This window comes from Flavobacterium lacus (assembly GCF_003268815.1).
Taxonomy (GTDB): Bacteria; Bacteroidota; Bacteroidia; order Flavobacteriales; family Flavobacteriaceae; genus Flavobacterium; species Flavobacterium lacus.
In genome coordinates, this window is record NZ_QLSV01000007.1 from 172,902 (window position 1) to 196,457 (window position 23,556).

Annotated in this window: 17 protein-coding genes and 1 tRNA gene; 6 read left to right on the forward strand and 12 right to left on the reverse strand. The window is 39.5% G+C overall.

Features of this window, described 5'->3' with window-relative positions; all coding sequences use genetic code 11:
* Positions 1-43 precede the first annotated feature (43 nt).
* Genes B0I10_RS08955 through B0I10_RS08965 form a run of 3 tightly spaced genes read right to left on the reverse strand, consistent with a single transcriptional unit; the run spans position 44 to position 5,527 of the window.
* Entirely contained in the window at positions 44-1,351 is a 1,308-nt protein-coding gene (locus B0I10_RS08955; RefSeq protein WP_112086160.1) for a TolC family protein, read from the reverse strand.
* Positions 1,352-1,358: 7 nt separating this feature from the next.
* The gene (locus tag B0I10_RS08960) at positions 1,359-4,454 is read right to left on the reverse strand and encodes an efflux RND transporter permease subunit (protein WP_112086161.1); all 3,096 of its coding nucleotides are present in this window, start codon (positions 4,452-4,454) and stop codon (positions 1,359-1,361) included.
* Positions 4,455-4,459: 5 nt separating this feature from the next.
* Positions 4,460-5,527: an efflux RND transporter periplasmic adaptor subunit gene (locus B0I10_RS08965; RefSeq protein ID WP_112086162.1), complete on the reverse strand. Its 1,068-nt coding sequence runs from the start codon at positions 5,525-5,527 to the stop codon at positions 4,460-4,462.
* 286 nt (positions 5,528-5,813) lie between these two features.
* Between B0I10_RS08965 and B0I10_RS08970 the strand changes: the two genes are divergently transcribed.
* Entirely contained in the window at positions 5,814-6,668 is an 855-nt protein-coding gene (locus B0I10_RS08970; protein ID WP_112086163.1) for a leucine-rich repeat domain-containing protein, read from the forward strand.
* A gap of 248 nt (positions 6,669-6,916) precedes the next feature.
* On the opposite strand, the gene B0I10_RS08975 is transcribed toward B0I10_RS08970, so the two are convergent.
* The 7 genes from B0I10_RS08975 to B0I10_RS09005 form a co-directional block, all read right to left on the reverse strand.
* On the reverse strand, positions 6,917-8,581 hold the full coding sequence (locus tag B0I10_RS08975) for a sodium/sugar symporter (protein WP_112086164.1): 1,665 nt from the start codon (positions 8,579-8,581) through the stop codon (positions 6,917-6,919).
* Positions 8,582-8,600: 19 nt separating this feature from the next.
* Complete coding sequence (locus B0I10_RS08980) at positions 8,601-9,650, reverse strand: UDP-glucose--hexose-1-phosphate uridylyltransferase (protein ID WP_112086165.1); 1,050 nt, start codon at positions 9,648-9,650, stop codon at positions 8,601-8,603.
* 166 nt (positions 9,651-9,816) lie between these two features.
* A complete protein-coding gene (gene galK / locus B0I10_RS08985) occupies positions 9,817-10,998 on the reverse strand; it encodes a galactokinase (protein ID WP_112086166.1) in 1,182 nt (393 codons plus the stop codon).
* Between the two features lies 1 nt (position 10,999).
* Positions 11,000-13,330 carry a glycoside hydrolase family 2 protein gene (locus tag B0I10_RS08990; protein ID WP_112086167.1) on the reverse strand — a complete coding sequence of 777 codons (2,331 nt, stop codon included), beginning with the start codon at positions 13,328-13,330 and terminating at the stop codon, positions 11,000-11,002.
* Positions 13,331-13,643: 313 nt separating this feature from the next.
* Positions 13,644-14,654: a glycoside hydrolase family 53 protein gene (locus tag B0I10_RS08995; protein WP_245942967.1), complete on the reverse strand. Its 1,011-nt coding sequence runs from the start codon at positions 14,652-14,654 to the stop codon at positions 13,644-13,646.
* Complete coding sequence (locus tag B0I10_RS09000; protein ID WP_112086169.1) at positions 14,654-15,736, reverse strand: glycoside hydrolase family 53 protein; 1,083 nt, start codon at positions 15,734-15,736, stop codon at positions 14,654-14,656. Before B0I10_RS09000 ends, B0I10_RS08995 begins: the two co-directional genes overlap by 1 nt.
* Positions 15,737-15,745: 9 nt before the next feature.
* Positions 15,746-16,801, reverse strand: coding sequence for an aldose epimerase family protein (locus B0I10_RS09005; protein ID WP_112086170.1), 1,056 nt, complete (start codon positions 16,799-16,801; stop codon positions 15,746-15,748).
* Between the two features lie 103 nt (positions 16,802-16,904).
* On the opposite strand from B0I10_RS09005, the gene B0I10_RS09010 reads away from it, so the two are divergent.
* The 5 genes from B0I10_RS09010 (at position 16,905) to B0I10_RS09030 (ending at position 20,831) form a co-directional block, all read left to right on the forward strand.
* Positions 16,905-17,903 (forward strand): GntR family transcriptional regulator, encoded by a 999-nt coding sequence (locus tag B0I10_RS09010; RefSeq protein WP_112086171.1) that lies wholly within the window; start codon positions 16,905-16,907, stop codon positions 17,901-17,903.
* Positions 17,904-18,032: 129 nt separating this feature from the next.
* Positions 18,033-18,815 (forward strand): MlaE family ABC transporter permease, encoded by a 783-nt coding sequence (locus B0I10_RS09015; protein ID WP_112086172.1) that lies wholly within the window; start codon positions 18,033-18,035, stop codon positions 18,813-18,815.
* 2 nt (positions 18,816-18,817) lie between these two features.
* Positions 18,818-19,570, forward strand: a complete 753-nt coding sequence (locus B0I10_RS09020; RefSeq protein ID WP_112086173.1) for an ABC transporter ATP-binding protein — start codon at positions 18,818-18,820, stop codon at positions 19,568-19,570.
* Positions 19,571-19,578: 8 nt separating this feature from the next.
* The gene (locus B0I10_RS09025; protein ID WP_112086174.1) at positions 19,579-20,559 is read left to right on the forward strand and encodes an MlaD family protein; all 981 of its coding nucleotides are present in this window, start codon (positions 19,579-19,581) and stop codon (positions 20,557-20,559) included.
* A gap of 199 nt (positions 20,560-20,758) precedes the next feature.
* Positions 20,759-20,831: transfer RNA gene (locus B0I10_RS09030), tRNA-Met, on the forward strand.
* Positions 20,832-21,971: 1,140 nt separating this feature from the next.
* Here the strand turns inward: B0I10_RS09030 and B0I10_RS09040 are convergent.
* On the reverse strand, positions 21,972-22,418 hold the full coding sequence (locus B0I10_RS09040) for a hypothetical protein (RefSeq protein ID WP_112086175.1): 447 nt from the start codon (positions 22,416-22,418) through the stop codon (positions 21,972-21,974).
* Positions 22,419-22,581: 163 nt separating this feature from the next.
* Positions 22,582-22,986 (reverse strand): hypothetical protein, encoded by a 405-nt coding sequence (locus tag B0I10_RS09045; RefSeq protein WP_146740332.1) that lies wholly within the window; start codon positions 22,984-22,986, stop codon positions 22,582-22,584.
* Positions 22,987-23,556: the final 570 nt, after the last annotated feature.

The window sequence follows — 23,556 nt, forward strand, 5'->3', positions numbered from 1 at the left end:
GAATATGTTGCTATAGAAATGATAAAAATAAGCCTGAGTTACCTCAAAAAGATAAACTTCCGGCTAATTCTTTTAAATTAATTTCCGTTTGTTTTGCTTGCAATTCAGCTGTAGTTAATCGAATAACGGCATTGCCATAATTTTCTTGAGCAGTTCTAAATTCAATCGGAGCAACTGAACCGATTTTAAATTTTTCTAACGTAATTTCCATATTTTGTTTGGCAATGGCTTCGTTTTTTCTTTCCAACTCTAACAAAGAGAGGTTTGAACGATAGGATTGATACAAGGAAGCTACCTGAGATTGGATTATTTGCGTTTGTCTTTCAATTTGCAACTGCGTATTTTCCAATTGAATTTTAGAAACTTTTTCGTTTCGGTTTTGGTTGAATCCGTCAAATAAATTTAAGGAAGCAGTAAAACCGTAGTTGAAATTCCGTCCTGTCGATTCGGTTACGAAGCCAAAAGGGGATTGTGAACGAATCAAGTTATAACCACCTGAAATACTCACTGTAGGATATCGATTGGCTTTGACTTGTTTCAATTCGTATTCCTGAATTTTCTTATTGATGTATTGTATTTGAAGCTGCGGGTTCTGGTTTTCAGCTGATGAAAGAAGAGCAGGTAAAAGTAGCAAACTATCGATCGAAATGACATCAGAAACTTTAAAATCGGTATCCAAAGGACGCACCAAATGTTCATTTAACATGACTTTTGAAACGCCATATTGTTCTAATAACTGAATCTTGGTAGATAGATCGGCATTCAAATCAACTTCTGCATTCAAAACTTCCAGTTTAGAAGCTTTGCCTATTGTAAATCGATTTTTTGCTATTTTTAACCTAAATTCAGAGACAGCAATAATACTATCTATCATTTTGAGTTGTTGCTGTTGGGTAGCTAATGTAAAATAGGTCTGATATACGGCACTCACTTTACTCAACACTGAAAGTTTTAATTCGGTAGCTCCTAAATTTTGCAACTCTTTTAGTTGATTGTGCCGAGCAAACATTCTAAAACCATCAAAAATCGTCCATTCTATACCCACACCATAATTAATATTAATATTACGTGCACCATCAATTTCAATTTCGGCACCACTTGCTTGTGTTTGTGTCTGGTTTAAAATGGTGTTGTTATTGGTTACCGTTCCATTGATATTTGGAAGCATTCCTGCATTACCAACGGTGACATTTTCCGTGTCAATTTTCAATTCGTTTTTAGCAATCCGAATGTCAAAGTTGTTTTCCAATGTTTGAGCAATTGCCTTTTCAAGGGATAAAACAGGTTGAATCTGACTCCAAACCGGAAAACCAATCAACAATATTAGATAAGGTAGAAATATTTTTTTCATAACTAATTTAAACAGATTCTTTATCGTATTGGTCTAGATTATCAAATTCTGGACGATGTTTTTTCTCTCTGGACCACATTAAATAAACAGCCGGAATAACATAGAGGGTTAAAATTAAGGAGAAAATGGTTCCTCCCACAATAACAATTCCCATTCCCATTCTACTTTGAGAGGCTGCCCCGATTGAGACGGCAATCGGCATGGCTCCTAAAGCAAGCGTTAAACTGGTCATCAAAATAGGCCGTAGCCGCGATTCTGAGGCTTCCATTACCGCATCGTATTTTGACTTTCCTTGTTCTCGTAGCTGGTTCGCAAATTCAACAATCAAAATTCCATTTTTGGTCACCAAACCAATCAACATGACGGTTCCAATTTGACTGAAAATATTCCAAGTTTGTCCAAATAACCACAGTGAAAATAATGCTCCGGCAACCGCCATTGGAACAGTTAAGATGATGATAAACGGGTCAACAAAACTTTCAAATTGTCCGGCTAAGATGAGGAAAATCAATAAAAGTGCTAATCCAAAAGCGAACATTGTATTGGAACTACTCTCTGCAAAATCCCTCGATTCACCCCCTAAATCGGTGGTAAATGTTTCATCTAGTACTTTTTCTTTAATTCGTTCCATGGCGTCAATTCCATCGCCAATACTTTTCCCTGGAGCTAATCCCGCAGAAACGGTAGCCGACATGTATCGGTTGTTGTGAAACAATTGTGGCGGACTACTTTGTTCTTCAATCGTAACTACATTGTCTAATTGAACGAGTTGTCCGCCGCTACTTCGAACAAAAATAGAAGCCAAGTCCATGGGTTGATCACGGTCTTTTTTGTCAAATTGTCCTAGTACTTGATACTGTTTTCCGTTCATTAAAAAATAGCCAAAACGTTGTCCGCTCAAGGATAGTTGAATGGTTTGAGCAACATCTAACACAGAAACCCCTAATGATTCTGCTTTTTCACGGTTGATGGTAATATAAATTTCAGGTTTATTGAATTTTAAATTAACATCGGTTATCGAAAATGTTGGGTCTTTGGCAGCTTCTTCCATAAATTCCGGAATCTTTTTTTCCAGCATTTGAAAGTTTTTGGCTTGAATAATAAATTGTATTGGTAATCCGCCACGGCGATTGACAGAAATAGTGGGTTGTTCTGAAACGGAAGTTTTCGCATCATTATAATTTTTGGTTAAACTTGTCAGTTGTTGTGCAATTTCCTTTTGTGAACGTTCTCTATCTGCGGGATCAACTAACGAAAGTCGGGCAAACCCACGATTAACAGAACCGGCACTAAATCCGGGTGAGGTGACAATTAAACTTACTTTTTTTTCCGGAACAGAATCCGTGATTAACTGTGATAAATCCTGCATAAAGCGATCCATGTAATCATACGTAGCTCCTTCGGGTCCGGTTACGTTCATTAAAATCATACTTCTGTCGTCATAGGGAGCTGTTTCTTTTTGAAGAATGTTGTAAAATAAAACAGATAAGCCCAAACAAATAAATAAAATGGGGAAACTGAGCCATTTTTTTGTCATGAATTTTTCCAGCGAACGAGCATAACCTTTATTTAGATTCACATAAAAAGGCTCTGTCATTTCATAAAATTTGGAACGTTTTTGTTTTCCGCCTTTCATTAAATAGGCATTTAACATCGGTGTTAAACTCAACGAGACAAAGGCAGAGATAAGTACAGCGGCACCAATGACTATTCCAAATTCACGGAACAATTGTCCCACAAAACCTTCTAAAAAAATAATTGGAAGAAAAACGGCTGCTAACGTAACAGAGATAGAAATTACGGCAAAGAAAATTTCATTCGACCCCTTTATGGCTGCCTCGATCGGCGACATGCCTTCCTCTACTTTTTTAAAGATGTTTTCGGTTACCACAATTCCGTCATCCACCACCAAACCGGTTGCTAACACAATTGCGAGTAGGGTTAATACATTGATGGAAAATCCACATACATACATAATGAAAAATGTAGCAATCAATGAAACCGGAATATCAATTAATGGTCGGATGGCAATGGCCCAATCTCTAAAAAAGAGATAAATGACCAAGGTAACCAAAAGTAAAGCGATCAATAGCGTTTCTGCTACTTCCAGAATTGCTTTTTTAATAAAAATAGTGGTATCAATCGCTACATTGAGCTCGAATTCTTTGGGTAAATCTTTTTTTAACTCTTCGTATTGTTTGTAGAATTCTTCAGAAATATCGAGGTAATTTGTCCCCGGTTGCGGCGTTATCGCTAGTCCAATCATGGTTTGCCCGGAATCACTTAGTCGAGTTTCAAGGTTTTCAGCTTCCAAACTGGCTTTGGCTACATCGCTCAATCGAACAATTTTGTCGCCCTCCGATTTTACGATGATGTTGTTAAAATCTTCTTCAGTAGTTAAATTGCCAACGGTTTTTACAGTTAATTCGGTATTGTCGCCAGTTAATTTACCCGAAGGAAGTTCAACATTTTGCTGGTTTAGTGCATTCAAAACATCTGTTGCCGTACAACCATAAGCTGACAATTTAATGGGATCAATCCATAAACGCATGGCATATTTTCGTTCACCCCAAATGCGAACACTACTCACTCCTGGAATGGTTTGAAGCCGTTGCAAAATGACATTTTCTGCATAGTCCGTTAGTTCCAACACATTTTTGTTGTCACTTTTCATGGTCATGGTTAAAATAGGATCGGAGTCTGCATCTGCTTTTGAAACAACGGGTGGAGCTGTTAAATCTTCGGGAAGACTTCTAATGGCTTGCGAAACTTTGTCACGCACGTCATTAGCGGCTTCTTCTAAATTTTTATCTAAGTTAAATTCGATAGAAATCACACTAGTTCCCTGTGCACTGGTAGAAGATATATTTCTGATACCATCAATCGAATTAATGGCCTTTTCCAACGGTTCGGTAATCTGTGATTCAATAATGTCTGCATTGGCACCCGTGTAACTGGTTTGTACGGTAATTTGTGCCGGATCAATCGAAGGAAACTCGCGAACACCCAAATAGGTGAAACCGATTATTCCAAATAGGACAATCATGAGGTTCATCACTATGGCAAGAACAGGTCGTTTAATGCTTAACGTAGATAAACTCATGCGATTTAGTTTTGTATTAGTTTCAAGTTAACCGGGGCTCCCGCTTTGATGGCCATGATTCCGGAGGTGATTAAGGTATCTCCAACCTTTAAGCCTGACGTTACCAAAATTTCTTTTTCAGTTCTATTGGCAGTTTCAATGATGACTTCTTTGGCTTTACCGTTTTCCGTTATAAATACTTTCTTTCCGTTTTGAATGGGAATAATTGATTCGGTTGGAATTAGAATCGCATCATTTAGTTCTTCCAATGGAAGCATAATGTTTGCAAATGTTCCCGGTAAAAGTTTCCCGTCTTTATTGTCAGCAATCGCTCTAATTTGTAGCGTTCTGGTGGCTTGTTCAACGGCAGGTTCTAACGCATATATTTTTGCAGTAAAAATTTCTTTACTTCCGGCAGTTGTAAATGTTAGGGATGAATTACTTTTTATCAACGAAGCGTATTTTTCCGGAATCGAAAAAGTAATTTTAACTTGTGTATTGTTTACCAATTTGGCAATAAGCGTAGTGGGTGTAACATATGTTCCCGGTGAAATGGAACGCAACCCTATCTTTCCTGAGAAAGGAGCTACAATCGATGTTTTGGCAATTTGAGCCTGAATTAATTGTGTTTGTGATTTTGCCGATTCAAATTCTGCCGAAGCCATATCATATTCTTCTTGGCTGATGGCTTCTTTCTGCAAAAGCAGTTTTGCTCTTCGTTCGTTTTCAGAGGCTAACGATTGTCTCGTTCTGGCTTGAGCTAATTGTGCTCGTAGTTCTATGTCGTTAACTTTAACTAATTGTTTTCCTTTCGTAACATAACTTCCTTCCTCGAAATAGATGCCTTGCACAACGCCGGAAACTTCACTCCGTAATTCTATTTGTTCATTCGCATCAATACTGCCGGACAAGGTAAGTTCATTCGCAAACTTTTTAGGTTTTAAAACTATTCCATTTACAGTTGACAAGACCTTAGGAGCAATGGCTTTTTGATTTGATTTTTCATCTTGGTTTTTATTACTCAGGATTCTGTAGATGATTAAGGTTATTAAACTCGCTATGAGTAGAAAAATAATACCGTTTTTTAGTTTCATAATGCAGTGCGAATAGTTAAAGTCAAAATTGTTTGATAGTACAAATGTACCTTTTCAGATGCAAAGTGTTTTTGTGGTTAGTTTTTATTTAACATTTGTATGTACAAATTTAATAACGGTTTTTTTGAAAATAGATTTAGCGAATGGAAATACATTAAATTTTAAAGCGATATATGTAAGAAAATAAACTTTAAATAATTAAAATAATGCAATTCATCGATTAAATTTGCTTTTAAACGAATAATAATACTATATTTACTTCATCAAACCCCAAATTTAATTAAAGATGAAAAATTTTACGTTAACACTTTTTGTACTTTGCTGTTCCTTTATGGGATTTGCAGAAGTATCAACTTTAGAACGAGAAGCCCTCATAAAATTTAATCAATCAACCAATGGAAGTCAGTGGAAAATCAAGTGGGATTTAGCAGCGGCAACTTCTACTTGGTATGGTGTTAAGATTAAAGATAATAAAGTGGTTGGTTTAGCTTTACCTAATAATAACTTGGAAGGACAAATTCCGAGTGAAATTTCTAAATTACAGTATTTGGAAACATTGAATTTATTTAAAAACAATCTTTCCGGTAATTTGCCTAGTTCAGTAGGTGATTTAAAAAGTCTTCAAACATTGAATGTTTCATTCAATAAATTAACTGGTTCAATTCCTGTTTCTATTGGAAATGCAACATCATTAAAGGTTGTTGAATTGTATATGAACTCGCTAACAGGTTCATTGCCACAAGAAATAGGACAATTAACGCAATTGGAAAACCTCTCTCTTTTTAATAATTCCTTGCAAGGCGAATTGCCAAGTTCAATATACAGTTTGAAAAACTTAAAAGTTCTGATGCTCAACAGTAATAATTTCTCAGGGAAATTGAGCTATGAAATTGAGAACTTGAAAGCCCTTGAAAACTTAAGCTTATTTGAAAACAATTTTATTGGACAGGTTCCTTTTGAAATTGAAAAACTGGACAACTTAAAAGAAATGAATATATCCTATAACAAATTCAATGGATTGATTTCGTATGCTTTGGCTAAGAAAGATACTTTCCAAATGACGATGTTAAATGATAAAGGAGTGGCGGTGCGCTTATCGTTGCTTACAGACAGTACTGGAGTAGTAGGTACTCCGGATTAATTTTCCAAAAGACAAATACCAACCCCACAAAAAAACTTGCTATCCCCAAATGGCAAGTTTTTTTATTTGTTAAGTTGAGAATATGATCATGTAGCAGTGTGTTCTTTGATAAGCGATTGCGGACTACTCATTGATAATCGATAAAAGTAAGCTAGCACTTAGTTATGTAATTCTGTCACCATTGATGCTTTATCCATACTTTATCCATACCTGAACTAGGTATTATCAATAGCGGTGACTTGTCAAATTTATTTCCAGAAGAATGCATATAAAAAGACTAGTATAATCATTACTGCGAAGGCACTAATGTTGAAGGTTGAACTGGTTTTAAAGGTTTCTCTTTTCAATTCAAATCCTTTGCTGTCATCTGCACCTTTGTGTTGAAACCAACTGATTAACGCAATTATTGCCATGGTTAGTAAGGTAGTGTAACCCATTTGATCTAAGAACGGAACACTTGGGAAAACACCTTCTAATCCACTGCCGGCAACCCACCCTTTCGGACCAATTTTAAAGAACATAGCGATTGGAATAGACAATAATGCACCCCAAATGGCTGCTTTGTTTGTCGTTTTTTTCCAAAAAAGGCCTAGTACAAAGATGGCTAGAATTCCCGGACTTACGACGCCGGTATATTCTTGAATGAATTGAAATGCTTGGTTAATTCCTCCTAGAAGTGGGGCCACAATTGCACCGATAGTCAAAGCAACAGCAGCCGTAATTCGGCCTACTTTTACGGTGTTTTTATCATCGGAATTTTTGTTGATGTATTGTTTGTAAATGTCCATCGTGAAAATGGTTGACGTTGAGTTTAACATCGAAGCCAATGAAGACACAATAGCAGCTGTTAAAGCTACAAAAGCCAATCCTTTTAGTCCTGTTGGTAAAAATTGAATTAGCCACGGATAGGCTTTGTCTGCCGCACCATCACTCGGAATATTGATTAAACCATCGGCTCCTAAGCGAGCTAACATTTCCGGATCATTGACAATTACGTAGGCTGCAATTCCGGGAATTACGACGATGAATGGGATTAATAATTTTAGAAAAGCAGCCAATAAGATTCCTTTTTGGGCTTCTTTCAGTGATTTTGCGGCTAGCGCACGCTGAATGATGTATTGATTGAATCCCCAATAATATAAATTCGCCACCCAAAGTCCGCCAATTAAAACCCCAATTCCGGGAAGATTTAGATATTCCGGATTCGTTTCGTCCAAAATCATTGAAAATTTGGAAGGAGCTTTGTCGTATATAATTCCTAATCCTTCCACCATTCCTTCTCCGTTGGAAACCGTGTTTAAAGCCAAATAGGTTGTGGCTAATCCACCAAAAACCAAGAAAACAACTTGAATGGAATCGGTCCAAGCGATTGAAGCCAATCCACCATACAATGAATAAGCTGCGGCAAAAAGTGATAATCCGATGATGGCCCACATCATGTCGACCCCCATCACCGTATTCATCGCCAAAGCACCTAAATACAAAACGGAGGTAATGTTAACAAACACATATAACGCCACCCAAAAAACGGCTAAAATGGTTTTTAGATTCGTAGAAAATCGTTTTTCCACAAATTCCGGAATCGTGTAAATTCCTTTTTCGATAAAAATGGGAAGAAAATATTTTCCCACAATGATTAAGGTGATGGCTGCCATCCATTCATAGGACGAAATGGCCAATCCCACGGCAAAACCTGAACCTGACATTCCGATGAATTGTTCGGCAGAAATATTGGCTGCAATCAGTGACGTACCAATTGCCCACCAGGGTAATGATTTACTGGCTAAAAAGTAATCTTCAGCATTTTTTTGATGTCCTTTTTTATCGCGGGACATCCACAGTCCGACCCCTAAAATTAAGATAGCATAACACACAAAAACAACATAATCTAAAGTTTCAAAACCTGTATTCATGGAAAAAAGGGTTAGGTTATTATTTTAATTTATAATGCAAGGTAGGTAATTCGCGTAGTACAGCGGCACTTTTTTCGGGAGAACTATCGCGTTGGGCTTCGCCTAGCATTTCGTAGCCCACCATAAATTTCTTTACGGTTGCACTTCGCAACAAGGGTGGATAAAAATGCATGTGAAAATGCCATTCCGGGTGAGCCAAACGGTCGGTGGGAGCTTGATGAATTCCGGACGAGTAGGGGAACGAGGTTTCAAAAAGGTTGTCGTATTTCACCGTAATTGTTTTTAGTATTTCGGCAAAAGCCACCGTTTCTTCCTTGGTCATGGCGATGATGGTTCCGAAATGTCGTTTGCTGATGATCATCGTTTCATAGGGCCATGTTGCCCAAAACGGAACGACCGCTGCAAAATGATTGTTTTCATACACCAGCCGTTCTTTTGCTTTTACTTCCTCGTTTAAATAATCCTTTAAAAGACTGGTTTTATGTAGCTCGTAGTATTTTTCAAGATTTTTTTGTGTTCTTTCTACTTGGGTAGGCAACGATGATTGGGCCCAAATTTGTCCGTGTGGATGTGGATTACTGCAACCCATTACTGCTCCTTTGTTTTCAAAAATTTGCACATGGTTGATGAAATCGTAGTTGCCCAATTCAATGTATTGCTGTTGCCACGTTTCAATGACTTTTTCAATAGCAGTCAACTCCATTTCCGGAATGGTTAGATGGTGTTTGGGAGAAAAGCACACTACTTTATTGATTCCTCTTTCCGGTTTGAGTTTAAAAAGGGGAGAAGTAGCTGCGTTAGTTTGTTCCACTTCTTCGTTTAATAAGGCCGAAAAATCGTTTTCAAACACAAAGCAATCGGTGTATTCGGGGTTTTTTGTGCCGTTGGAACGTTCGTTTCCGGGGCATAAGTAGCAGGTTGGGTCGTATTCCGGGAGCGATTCGGTGGAATTGCTTTCTTTTTGACCTTGCCACGGGCGTTTGGTGCGGTGGGGGGATACTAAAATCCATTCGTCTAACAGTGGGTTGTGACGGCGGTGGGGGTGTTCGTTGGTGTTGAAACTTTGCATAGTTTATTTTTCTCGCAAAGACGCAAAGACGCAAATTAAAGTTGTTGTCTATGGTCTTGGTTTACTGTTGAATTTTTTGAATTTTGTTTTCTCGCAAAGACGCAAAGACGCAAATTAAAATCGTTGTCTATAGTCTTCTTTAACCCTTTCAGGTATGAATACCTATTTATTTAATTATTTTCGTTTTTACTTTAGAAGTTCCTTTCGCAATTTTTACTTTGTACAGATTCAGTTGAATGCCGAATTTTTGTGCATAGGCTGCTGCTATTTTTTCAAAGAGTGCATCTTCGCTTCCTTTTTCGACCAAATTGATGGAGCAACCGCCGAAACCACCACCCATCATTCGGGAACCGATGACTTGTTTTTCGTTTTTAACAAAATCAACTAAAAAATCGACTTCTTCGCAGCTTACTTCGTATTCTTTTGATAAGCCTTCGTGGGTTTCAAACATTAATTTGCCCAATTCTTCAAAGTTATTTCGGTCTAAGGCATATACGGCTTCATTGACTCTTCGAATTTCATTTACCACAAAATGACAGCGTTTAGCTATCGTTTCGCCTAATTCTTCTTTCAGTTCAATCAATTGTCTTTCTGTACAATCTCTGAATGTTTTTACGAGCGGGAATCTATTATTTATTATCGCTAACCCTTTTTCTACTTCTTCCCGGCGGGTGTTGTAGCCGGAGGTCAGGTGGGTGTGTTTGACGTTACTGTCGATTAAAAGTAAGGCATATTTTTTAAAATCGGCCGAATGGTATTCATGTTCCAACGAGGTGCAATCTAATTTGATGACTTTGTTTTTTTTACCAAACACACTGGCAAACTGATCCATGATACCGCATTTCACGCCTACAAACGTGTGTTCCGATTTTTGACCCATCCGGGCAATTTCTTCTCGGGATAGGCCTAGGTTGAAAAGTTTATTCATCGCATAACCAAATCCGCATTCTAATGCTGCGGAAGAGGAAAGTCCAGCTCCGATGGGAATGGTGCTGCTGAACACGATGTTTATTCCTTTTAATTCGAAGTTCCGTTCTTTGAGTTGCTGTAAAACGCCTAGGATGTAGTTCACCCACATTTTGTCGACGGGTTTTACTTCTTCTTTCCAGTTGAATTGATAGGATTCGTTTATGTCTTTGGCGACCAACGTACAGTCCTCATTTTCCGATTTTGAAATGGCAAAGCAAATGTATTTGTTGATGGCGGCCGGCAACACAAAACCATCGTTATAGTCCACGTGCTCACCGATGATGTTGATTCTTCCCGGGGAAAGAAAAACGGCTTGCGGTTCGTGTTGGAAAATGGTTTTAAAATGTTCCGTCGTAGCGGAAATTAATTTTTTCTTCATTTTATTTTAATTCAAGCGTAGCTTCTTTCAGGTTGGCTGATTTGGCCTTGATTTTAATTGGTTTTTTGAAATTTTTGGTACGAAGTACAATCGTAGCAATTCCTGCTTCGGCAGTCACCGGATTTTGACCGATTAACGTGGCATTTTCTCCTTCAAGCAAAAACTCTACTGAATTAGTTGCTTCTGAAACCATGGTTCCGTTGGCATCAACAATCGTAGCGTACACAAAAACTACATCCGGATATTCGCGACTGATTTTGATGGTTGATTCATCAAAAGTCAATTGGATTGCACTTGCTTTTTCAGCTGATTTAACAACATGTTCTGCTACTTTTTTACCCTTTAAAAATCCTTCTGCTCGTAAGGTTCCTTTTTGAAACGATGGCATTTTAAATACAAAAGGCGGGTGTGGTAATTCTTCTGAAAATGCTGTACTTGTTGGTTTTTGCTTCCCAATCAATTCCTCATTCCAATACAAGGCTATTTCGTCGCAATTACTGAAAACGGTTACATCCAAACTGGATTTTTCATTCCAATAATTGGCAATGTAAACCATCGGACCGGAAACTAACTGATCGTGTAATTTCACTGTTGGCGAACGTTGACTTTGGTAGAAATAATGTGCAAATTTCGGAATTCTGAAAATATCGCTAATTCCTGAACTTTCAATATCGTCGGCATAACCACGGTTGTAATCGAACATGAGCCAATTGGCTTGACCGATGGTATGCTTTCCTTTTACATTTGAATTGAATGCTTCCTGGTAATTAAACGCCTGTTGCAACAACCGTTTTTCGCCAAAACCACGTAATTGGCGGCTTGTACGTTCGTCTTCTTTTAGGTTCGCATACGCCGTTTGATTGAAACCGGCATTTTGCGCATAGTATTCCCAATCGCCGTATTCGGCAATGAAAATTTTGCGGTTTCCTTTTTCGTAGTTGTTCCAATAGTCGGGTGCTTTTCCGTGTTGGCGGGCAGGTATGTAGAGGTCGTAATTCGGGTTATCGATCCAGCCGGCGGTGTAGCTGTTTGCATACGGTAATTCTGCTTTTAGAATTTCGTTGGCTTTTTGCATATAGGCCTCTTTGATGTCACTTTCGTTCAGTGAAACTTCCCAAAAAATAATGCTGGGATGATTTCGATCTCTTCTTGAAAAATCTCGGATTTCTTGGTAGGAGTTTTCAATGAATTTTTCATCCCCTACAAATTGCCAGCCGGAGATGCAATTCATGACCAAAAGACCTACTTCATCACAGGCATTCAAGAACGCTTCGGTTTGCGGGTAATGTGATAGACGAACAAAATCGAAACCTGCATTTTTGATTTTGACGGCATCGCGGTAATTGGCTTCGTCCGAAAGAGCATAGCCGATGTATGGGTATTCTTGGTGGCGGTTGGTTCCGTTGATGAATAATTTTTTATTATTCAAATAAAAACCATCCGCTTTTAGTTCTGCTTTGCGAATGCCGGTTTTAATGGTTTGGCTGTCTACGGTCTTATTTTCTGAAATTACATTGACAACAACTTCATACAAGTTCGGTTCTTCAATTCCCCATAACGATGGATTGGGAATTTCGATGTTTTGAATGATGGATTCATTGGTTTTGGCGGCAATCATCACTTCTTTGGAGGTGAATTCAGTTTTTTTATTGTTAGCTGAAAACGTAATTCCTACCTTAATTTTTCTAGGTTCATCCGTTTCATTTTTTACATTTACTTTGATAATTCCGCTTGCTTTTTCGTTGGAAATTTTATCAAAATGCACCAGAATGCCACCGCCATTGGTTTGATTGGCATGCACCGCATCGGTGATGTAAACGGGATTTGTTTTGATTAAATAGACGTTGCGGTAGATGCCCCCGTAATAATTGAAATCCAATGTTTTTAAGGTTTTTCCGGGTGGGATTTGCGGATTGTCTTCGTTGTTGACTTTGACGATGATGGTGTTGTTTTTTTCTTGCACGAAATCGGTGGCATCGACGGTGAAGGGTAAATAACCGCCTTGGTGATGGGTGACGAATTTTCCGTTTATCCAGACCCAGGCTTCGTGCATGACGCCTTCGAAATAGAAGAATACTTTTTCGTTATCTGCTTTTTCTACGTCAAACTTTTTTTGGTACCAGCAATTGCCTTGCCATTGGTTGTTGACCACTAATGGTTCAATTTGGGCGGTGTGTGGGATGGTTATTTTTTCCCAGTTTACTGCCGTTGAATCTTTTGTAAATGTCCAATCGGAACCAAAGTTGGTTTTTGTGCGATTGGCGTTGATTACCTCTTTACCGCAGGAAAAAAGGAAAAATGGGGTTATGAATAGGATTAGGTATTTTTTCATTGTAACAAATGACGATTGTTTATTTTGGACAATTACGTTTTAAGTCGTTTCACTTCTTGGTTTTTTTGCCACGGATCTTACGGATTAAACGGATTGGTGCTGATTTATATTTTTATTTTTTGTCTGTTTAAGTACTATCCGTTTTAAGTCGTTTCACTTCTTGGTTTTTTTGCCACGGATCTTACGGATTAAACGGATTGGTGCTGATTTATATTTTTATTTTTTGTCTGTTTAAGTACTATCCGTTTTAAGTCGTTTCACTTCTTGGTTTTTTGCCACGGATTCACTGATTTTGTACGAACTATTTATTTTATTAGTCTTTAAAAGCATCTAAAGCCGGAGATGGTTTTCCGTCGGGAAGCCATGCACTGAGGTTGTAGCCGCTCCAGCTTTTTTCGCCTTGTGGTTCCCAGTATAAAACGCCTAAGCCTTTGTTGTTGGGGACATTTCGCACCGCTTTGATGGTGGCTTCCAATAGGGCTTTGGTGTTTTCTACTTTGTCATATTCGCCGCCTACTTCCACGACCATGACTTCTTTGTTGTAGCGTTTCACTAAATCGTTGAGGTTGAATTCTAAGTTGGCAATGGTTTCCGTATAATCTTTCTTCACCCAAAATGGATAATAGGAAAGTCCGATGACGTCGTAACGCACTTTTTGAGCGGTGGCGTTGTCATAAAACGTTCGGTATTTTTGGATGTTGTCGCCTTCATCTAAATGTACAATTACTTTGATGGCTTTGTCAACGGCTTTCACGGCATCGTATCCTTTGTTTAATAGTTTGCCCAATTGCACCCAATTGTCGGTGCTGCCTTCGGGCCAGAGCATTCCGCCCGGAATTTCGTTGCCTACTTGCACCCATTCGGTTTTAACGTTGGCTTTTTGTAAAGCGGTCATCACCTCAAATGTGTGGTTGTACACTTCGTTGGCCAATTTATCAAACGGAAGGTCTTTCCAAGCAGCGGGTTTGTTTTGTTTGCCGGGATCGGCCCATGAATCGCTGTAATGAAAGTTAATCATGATGCGGAAACCCATTTTTTGGGCTCTTAAGGCCAATTCAACCGTTTCCTCTTTGCTGCAATGGCCGCTTCTAGGGTCATCCGACGGATTGACAAAAACGCGTAGACGAACGGTGTTCATGCCTCTGTCTTTCAAGAGTTGCAAGGCGTCTTTTTTGGTTCCGTCGGTATCAAAAAATTGATAGCCGGTTGCTTCCATTTGGGGTAACCAGGTTACATCGGCACCTTTGGAAAATTCCTGGGCATTGCTTTTCGGGATTGAAAAAAGCGCAAGGAATAGGATTGTTACAATTATCTTTTTCATCATTAGTCTTGGTTAAATACTTCCATTGCCGGTACTACTTTATTGTCAAAATCCCATAAGGCTTGGTTTTCCCAAGAGGAGCCGTTGGGTGATTCATTTCCTCTAAAAGCGACCCATTCGCCACCCCAATAGGCAAATCCGAGACCACTTTCGGTTTGTTGAATTAAGTTCTTTATCGCTATCATATAATTTTTTTGACCTTCCGGAGTGGCCGGGTAGGCGGGGATCAGTTGCTCTTGTAATCCCACTACATTATTGGTCCAATCGTTCCAACCCAACGTAAACGGATAGGACGTTTCGGCCACAATTACTTTTTTGTTGTGGGTTTGTCCCAATGAATTGATGGTAGAAGTCAGTTCAGAAAGGTTTTTTCCGTGCCAAATGGGGTAATACGAAATACCGATGTAATCGTATTGTACCGTACTCATTTTATTAAAAAACCAAGCAGCACCACTACCGATTCCGGCGTAATGCAGCATGATTTTCGTGGTTTGTGATTTTGCTCTTACGGCAGCCGTGGCGGCGGAAAGCAATTCTAAACACTGACTTTCATTGTTGATGAGGTGACCATTTGGCCAGAGGAAACCGCTGTTGATTTCATTTCCGATTTGAATGATATCCGGTTGGATTTCGGTCATAATGGTTTCGGTGTAAGTCACGACTTCATTTTTTAGGTTAGGAAAGGACAAGTTTTGCCAAGCCGCAGGCGTGCTTTGTTGCCCCGGGTCTGCCCAGGTATCGGAGTAATGAACGGTGAGCCACACTTTCATTCCTTTTTGTTTGATGCGTTGCGCAAATGCTTTCACTTGGTTAAAACTTGACTGATTGTCAATCGGGTTTTTCCAAAGGCGAATTCTTATGGTGTTACAGCCTGCATTTTTTAATGTCGTTAAGGCATCTTCGGCTTGGTTCGCACTGTTGAAATAGGTGGTGTTTTCGCTTTCAATTAAAGGCAAAAAAGACATGTCTGAGGCTCTAATGAAATTGTCTTCCGGAATAATGGGTTCGTTTTCAGGGGTTTTGTCGTCATCGGAACAATTTATCAATAACAAAAAAACCGGCAGGAATAAAAGTAATTTTTTCATAGTCTGGTATTAAATGGTTTCAAAAGCAAAAATGGTTTGGTGGTCATACTGTTCTCCTTTTTTTAGTACTGCTGAGGGAAAATGAGCATGATTGGGTGCGTCCGGATACTGTTGTGTTTCAAAGCAAATGCCGCTGAGTGGATGATAATCCGAGTCTTCTTTTCCTTTGATTTGGCCGAAACAATTCCCACCCACATAAATATGCACACCCGGTTGGTTCGTGAATATACTCATTTTTAGTTGATTTTGTCTGCTGTACAGTGAAGCTGCGATTCTGTTTTTTTCATGCAGTACAAAGGTGTTGTCGATGGCGGTCGGGCATTTTTTTTCTTCCGTGAAATCGAAAGGACAATGGGCAACATTTAAAAAATTTCCGGTTGGTATGTTTTCTTCGTTTGTTTCCAGCATTTTGGTGGAATTGACAAACAGCAGTTGATTGCTGATGTTCTGCTGATGCCCTTCTAAGTTAAAGTAACTGTGTTGGGTTACGTTTACTATCGTATCATCGGTGCTGAATGCTTTGTATTCCACAATTACTTGGTTGGCTTCTGTGAGTTTATAGGTTACTTCCACCACTACAACCCCGGGAAAGTTTTCTTCCCCATTTTGGCTGGTATATTCAAAGGTAATGGAGGGGAAATCGCCATGGGTGCGTTTTTTCATCTTCCATATTTTTTGTCCGAAGCCTTCTTTTCCACCGTGCAGCTGATGCTTTCCATGGTTTTTGGTCAGGAGAATTTCTTTGTCCTTTAGCCTGAATGCACCGTTGTTTATTCGGCCTGCAAATCGCCCTACTACACAACCCAAATAGGGAGCACTAGGTAAGTCATACGAATTGATGTAGTCTTCTACCTTCTCAAAGCCCAACACAACATCTATTTTGTTGTGGTGTATTGTTGGCACTTTTAACGAAACGATGGTCGCACCATAGTCCATTACCGTCAATTCCATTCCGTTTTGGTTGGTCAGCGTATAACAAAAAACCTCTCTCCCGTCTGCCATCCTTCCGAATGATTTCGTTTTTTCAGGGTAGTCTTCTTGAGAAATATGTTTTTTTTCTATCATTTTTTTGCAGTTATGGTATCAAAAGTAGTAAAGATATTTCGCATGCCATACCGGTACCTACCAGTTTTTGATTATCTTACCACCGGTTTTTAAACAAGGCGTTATGAAATTAATTGTGGTTGATCGTCATTCCGGTATTCCGAAGTACAAACAAATTGTTCAGTCCATTGAAGTTGCGATTGCCGAACATCGTTTACAAAAAGGCGACCGCTTGCCCTCCGTTAATAAAGTAAGTTTAGCGTTTTCGATTTCGAGGGACACTGTATTGTCGGCTTATGATGAGTTGAAAAAACGAGGAATTGTATTTGCGATTTTGGGCAAAGGTTACTATGTGAAAAGTGTTGAATTTAGTTTTGAGCAACGCTTTTTTGTGTTGTTTGACGAGTTAAATGCGTTTAAAGAAGATTTGTATTCGTCGTTTTTGGAATCGGTGGACAATAGGGCTCAAATCGATATTTTCTTCCATCACTTTAACCTTGAGATGTTCCGCAAGTTGGTTAATGAAAGCAACGGAAACCACTCTAAATACATCATCATGCCTACTAATCTTGTTGGAGCGGCCAACGTGATAAAGACTTTACCGGCTCACGATGTTTATATTTTAGACCAAACCAACAAAGAGCTCGCTCATTATCCGGGGGTCTATCAAAATTTTGTCAAAGATATGTACCAGGCGCTGTTGAGGGCCAACGATAAACTGGTTCACTATCAGCAGTTGGTTTTATTATTTCCCGGAAACAAAGAGCCCTTGGGTATGGTGGAGGGATTTTTGCAGTTTTGTCAGGAGCATCATTTTGCTCACGCGGTCCTTGCTGATTTTGAGGCTAAAACAATTGCTGTGGGTGATGTGTATATTATTCCGAACGATCGGCAATTGGTTCAGGTGATTGAGCAATCCAAGCGACAACAGTTAAGGATTGGTCACGATTTCGGCATCATTTCCTATAATGACACCCCCTTGAAAAAAGTAGTTGAAAATGGCATTACGACTATTTCTACTGATTTTAAAGCCATGGGGCGGTTGTTGGCTGACATGCTGTTTTCTACTCGAAAAGAGCAGGTTGAAAACCAAAGTCAACTTATCGTACGAGCGTCACTCTAACTGTTTTTCCATCCGTTTGTTTTTTATTGGTCTACCGTTGCTCTTTTTAGTGATAAAAATCAGTAATAATACCAAAGAAATGACTTAACTTTGAGTGGCATAATGATTTATTAACCACTTCATTAGCGTATGAAAGTAATTGACAAGATCGTTCAAGCTAACAAAACTTTTCTGGAAGAAACCGGAGAATTGGCCTATTTTGCCGGTCGTTTTTTTAACGAATCGACCAAAAGACCTTTTGAAGTGAAGGAGTTTTTGCGGCAATGCTACCATATGGGCAACCAATCGTTGTTGCTGGTTGGCGTTACCGGATTTATCATCGGGCTTGTTTTTACGTTGCAATCCCGTCCCACTTTGGAGGAATTTGGGGCTGTATCTTGGATTCCTTCTATGGTTGGTATTTCCATTATCAGGGAAATCGGACCAATCATTACCGCTTTAATCTGTGCCGGCCGAATTGGCTCCGGTATTGGGGCTGAATTAGGTTCTATGCGGGTAACCGAACAAATTGATGCCATGGAAGTCTCCGGAACCAATCCGTTTAAATATTTAGTGGTTACGCGCATCATGGCCACCACTTTGATGTTACCTATTTTGGTTTTCTTTGGTGATGCTATTGCCATTTACGGTTCCTTTTTGGTCGAAAATATCAAAGGTGGGGTTTCGTTTACCTTGTATTTTAATGAAGTGTTCAAGCATTTGGAATTTGGTGACCTTATCCCGGCAACCCTTAAATCGTTCTTTTTTGGTTTTGCCATTGGCTTGGTGGGCTGTTTTAAAGGGTATCACTGTAAGAAGGGAACCGCCGGTGTGGGGTTGGCGGCTAATTCAGCCGTGGTGTACACCTCGATGCTTTTGTTTATTATTGATTTTATTGCTGTTTTTTTAACCGATATTTTTTATGATTTGTAACCATGGATGAACATTCAAACCTACAGCAACCGGTGGTTGAAATTAGCAACCTTTACAAATCGTATGGTAGCAACACCGTATTGGATGGTTTTAACCTGAATTTGTATGAAGGGGAGAACCTTGTGGTCATGGGTAAATCCGGATCCGGGAAGTCGGTTATGATTAAGTGTTTGATTGGGTTAGAGCAACCGGATCGTGGTGTCATACGGATTATGGGGCACGACATTAGTCAGCTCTCCCGCGAAGATTTAGATAACCTTCGCACCGAAATTGGTTTTCTGTTTCAAGGGAGTGCCTTGTATGATTCGATGTCGGTGCGAGAAAATTTAGAATTTCCGTTGCGTCGGCATACCAAAAAATTCGGTATCATCAAGGATACGACGCCATTTGTGCTGGCAGCTCTGGAAAATGTAGGTTTGGCCCATGCGATTGATTTAATGCCCAGTGAGCTATCAGGTGGCATGAAGCGGAGGGTGGCTCTGGCCAGGACTTTGATTTTACAGCCCAAAATTATTTTATATGATGAGCCAACTACGGGTTTAGATCCTATTACCGCCAAAGAAATTATACTATTAATGAAAAACATACAACAACAGTACAAAACCTCGTCGATTATCATTACGCATGACGTTGATTGTGCTCGGGTGATTTCTAACCGCATGATTTTGTTGGTGGATGGCATTAATTATGCCGAGGGAACGTTTCAAGCATTAACGACCATGAACGACGAAAAAGTTTTGGCTTTTTTTAAATAAATTACACTATGGAAAAATCAACCAGTCAAAAAATGCAACTTGGACTCTTTGTGATTTTAGGGTTGTCCATTTTTGTTGTCACCATTTATTTTATTGGGAATAAACAAAATATGTTTGGCAACACCACGCAAATCCATGCGGTTTTTAGCAACGTCAATGGTTTACAAGTTGGCAATAGTGTTCGGTATTCCGGTATCAGTGCCGGGACTGTTCGCGACATCAAGATGGTGAACGACACCCTGATTCGGGTCACGATGGTGATTGATGACAAAATTATTTCGCACATTAAAAAGAATGCGATTGCTGCGATTACGTCTGATGGGTTGGTCGGGAATATGATTATCAACATTATACCCGGAAAGCAGGACGATGTGCCGGTGCAATCCGGTGACGTGATCACCACCTACAGCCGTATTAGAACCGATGATATTTTGGAAACACTCAATGTAACCAATGAAAATGCGGCGATGCTCACGGCCGATTTACTTAAAATCACCAAAGAAATCACCCAAGGAAAAGGAACGGTGGGCTTGTTGATTAATGATAGTTTGATGGCGAAGGACTTAAAAGCGACCATGCACTACTTGAAAATAACGGGTAAAGGCACTTCGGAGTCGGTGCAAAATTTGAACACGTTGATTGCTTCCCTTCAAGACCGAAACAATGTGATTGGCGTTTTGAACGATACCGCTGTGGCCGGAAATATCCGGAATATTGTGCACCGTTTAGACCGTTCCGGTGCTGAGATGGAAAAAGTGATTGCCAATTTAAATACTACGATTACCCACATCAAAGAAGGCAAAGGGGCACTTAATTATTTGTCTAACGACCCGAAACTCGTTCAACAAATTGATTCTACGATGACGAATTTGAACCAAGCCAGTTTGAAGCTGAATGAAAATCTAGAGGCTTTGAAGCACAATTTTCTGTTGCGGGGTTATTTTAAAAAATTGGAGAAGGAGCGGGTGAAGGCGAATAAAAAAGAATAATTTTTAAATCTCTAAGGACCAGCTCAATGAATATTTTTTCAAAAAAGACTTGATTTATACAATAATGGTTGTATATTTGCACTCACAAATCGCGGGATAGAGCAGTAGGCAGCTCGTCGGGCACCTATCCGCCGCGGCGGACACAGGTTCTAAGAATAATTAATGAGATTGCCGAATTTTAAATTCGAAAAACATATATCGCGGGATAGAGCAGTAGGCAGCTCGTCGGGCTCATAACCCGAAGGTCACAGGTTCGAGTCCTGTTCCCGCTACTAAGCAAACCTCATCATTTGATGAGGTTTTTTCATTTTAACTGGTTGGAGGGCTTATATCCGCCGCGGCGGACACAGGTTCGAGTCCTGTTCCCGCTACTAAGGAAACCTCATCATCTGATGAGGTTTTTTCATTTTAACAGGTTGGAGGGCTCATATCCGCCGCGGCGGACACAGGTTCGAGTCCTGTTCCCGCTACTAGAAAACTTCAGCTAACGCTGAGGTTTTTTCATTTTACAACGGGTTGGAGGGCTCATATCCGCCGCGGCGGACACAGGTTCGAGTCCTGTTCCCGCTACTAGAAAACCTCAGCTAACGCTGAGGTTTTTTCATTTTACAACGGGTTGGAGGGCTCTTATCCGCCGCGGCGGACACAGGTTCGAGTCCTGTTCCCGCTACTAGAAAACCTCAGCTAACGCTGAGGTTTTTTCATTTTACAACGGGTTGGAGGGCTCTTATCCGCCGCGGCGGACACAGGTTCGAGTCCTGTTCCCGCTACTAGAAAACCTCAGCTAACGCTGAGGTTTTTTCATTTTACAACGGGTTGGAGGGCTCATATCCGCCGCGGCGGACACAGGTTCGAGTCCTGTTCCCGCTACTAAAGAAACCTCATCATCTGATGAGGTTTTTTCATTTTAACGGGTTGGAGGGCTCATATCCGCCGCGGCGGACACAGGTTCGAGTCCTGTTCCCGCTACTAAAGAAACCTCATCATCTGATGAGGTTTTTTCATTTTAACGGGTTGGAGGGCTTATATCCGCCGCGGCGGACACAGGTTCGAGTCCTGTTCCCGCTACTAAAGAAACCTCATCATCTGATGAGGTTTTTTCATTTTAACGGGTTGGAGGGCTCATATCCGCCGCGGCGGACACAGGTTCGAGTCCTGTTCCCGCTACTAAGGAAACCTTTCAGCAATGAGAGGGTTTTTTGTTTTTCCAACCCTCGAAGGGTTTGGAACCCTTCGAGGGTTAAACCTCATAAATTTCCGCAAAGTCGGGAGACATTTGCGGAGCATTTCATAGGGTATTTGTTCTTAACACTTTGCGTAGCGGGGTTGACCGTATTTTTTAATTAAATCTTGCTGACTGACCGCTCCTGCGTTGCCTAGTAATGCTGAAAATAATCCCATGTCTTGTTTTGTTAATTCAAACAAATAATCTTCTTTTCTTCTAAATAAGTTTTTACCACCTGCCAATCAGCTTTACTTTTAATATTATAAACTCTTCGGGTGGTGTTATCTTTTAACGTAAAGTCAATTAAAATTTCTCCAAAAATCTTTTTCATTTTTGCATTTTCAATTTCATGCAATTCGATTGTTTTTTTATTTGTTCTAATAAAATTGGAATGGTACAGCATGGCTGGAATGGTCAGAAACATAACGCCGGCAATGGTGTGCATTATCAGCTGATTTTCTCGCTCGGACATCATCCCGGTATAAATTTGATAGGCTCCCGCAAACAAAAATAGAAAAGGATATAATTGAAAGAGTCCTTTATTCATTCTACTACTTTTGTCATCCAACGCTATCCGGTCTTCTTTTAGTTCAATTGTTCCACCTGCAAATGATTTTAAGGCTATTGTAGTCATTTTTATATTTTTTTATAGGTGATTGGCGGTTTGCCGCCGACTTAATTAAATAGTTGTTTGCGATTCCATTTTTGGTAGAACATTAATAATCAAAAGTACAAAACCAATTGTAATAGATGCCGCACACGTACATTTTTGTTAAACGCTTCGGGCTGCGGTACATTTATTTCAACTCATTGTATTTTTCAAAAAATGAAGCTAGTTTGACTTCGTCTATCTCAAAATTTTTTTTAATGACATTGTTTTCACAAAGGGCAAAGATTATTTCTTTTCGACCAATAATTTTTTCATTTGAAAATTCTTTTTCAACAGTGACAAAAGTAATGATACTCGAAAATTTTCCATTTCCTTCTGAGGTAATACTTCCTCTAATTAATGCTCTTCCATCAAGGGCTGAGATTAGAAAATCGTTACCATCGCGAGTATAATTATAAGCTAATTTTTTATTTAAGATAATTTTATCTGCTTCTAACTTCACCTCTGTTATAATCTGCTTTTCTTTTGATTTTTGAGCGATTAAACCAGTAAAAGTAAACAGTAGAATGGTGATGAATAAAATTTTTTTCATACTATTTTGATTTTCTTCGTGTGTTGTTTTTTTTGATTGTAGTACGGATTTGTTTTGAAGTGCCATTTATTTAGTGATTTCAAATATATAAATATTTTTGAATGTGAAGAGCAAATTCGAGAGCAATCATTGCTGTAAATTGGTGTTAAATCGTTTACTTTCTTTCTATTATCAAATTAAAAGTAACCGGAGCAATTTCAACTAATTTTTCTGACCAATATAATTCCCCTTTATAATTATAGATTTGTTTCTCCATTACTAAACCATCAGGCATGTTTTGATTTATTTGCCAACAATGCAGACTAGCGGGGATGTAGCAAAGTAATTGATTGCTGCGAAGACAGCGACATTCGCCGAGCAGGGCTCATATCCGCCGCGGCGGACACAGGTTCGAGTCCTGTTCCCGCTACTAAGGAACCTTTTCAGCAATGAGAGGGTTTTTTGTTGTTCCAACCCTCGAAGGGTTTGGAACCCTTCGAGGGTTAAACCTCATAAATTTCCGCAAAGTCGGGAGACATTTGCGGAGCATTTCATAGGGTATTTGTTCTTAACACTTTGCGTAGCGGGGGT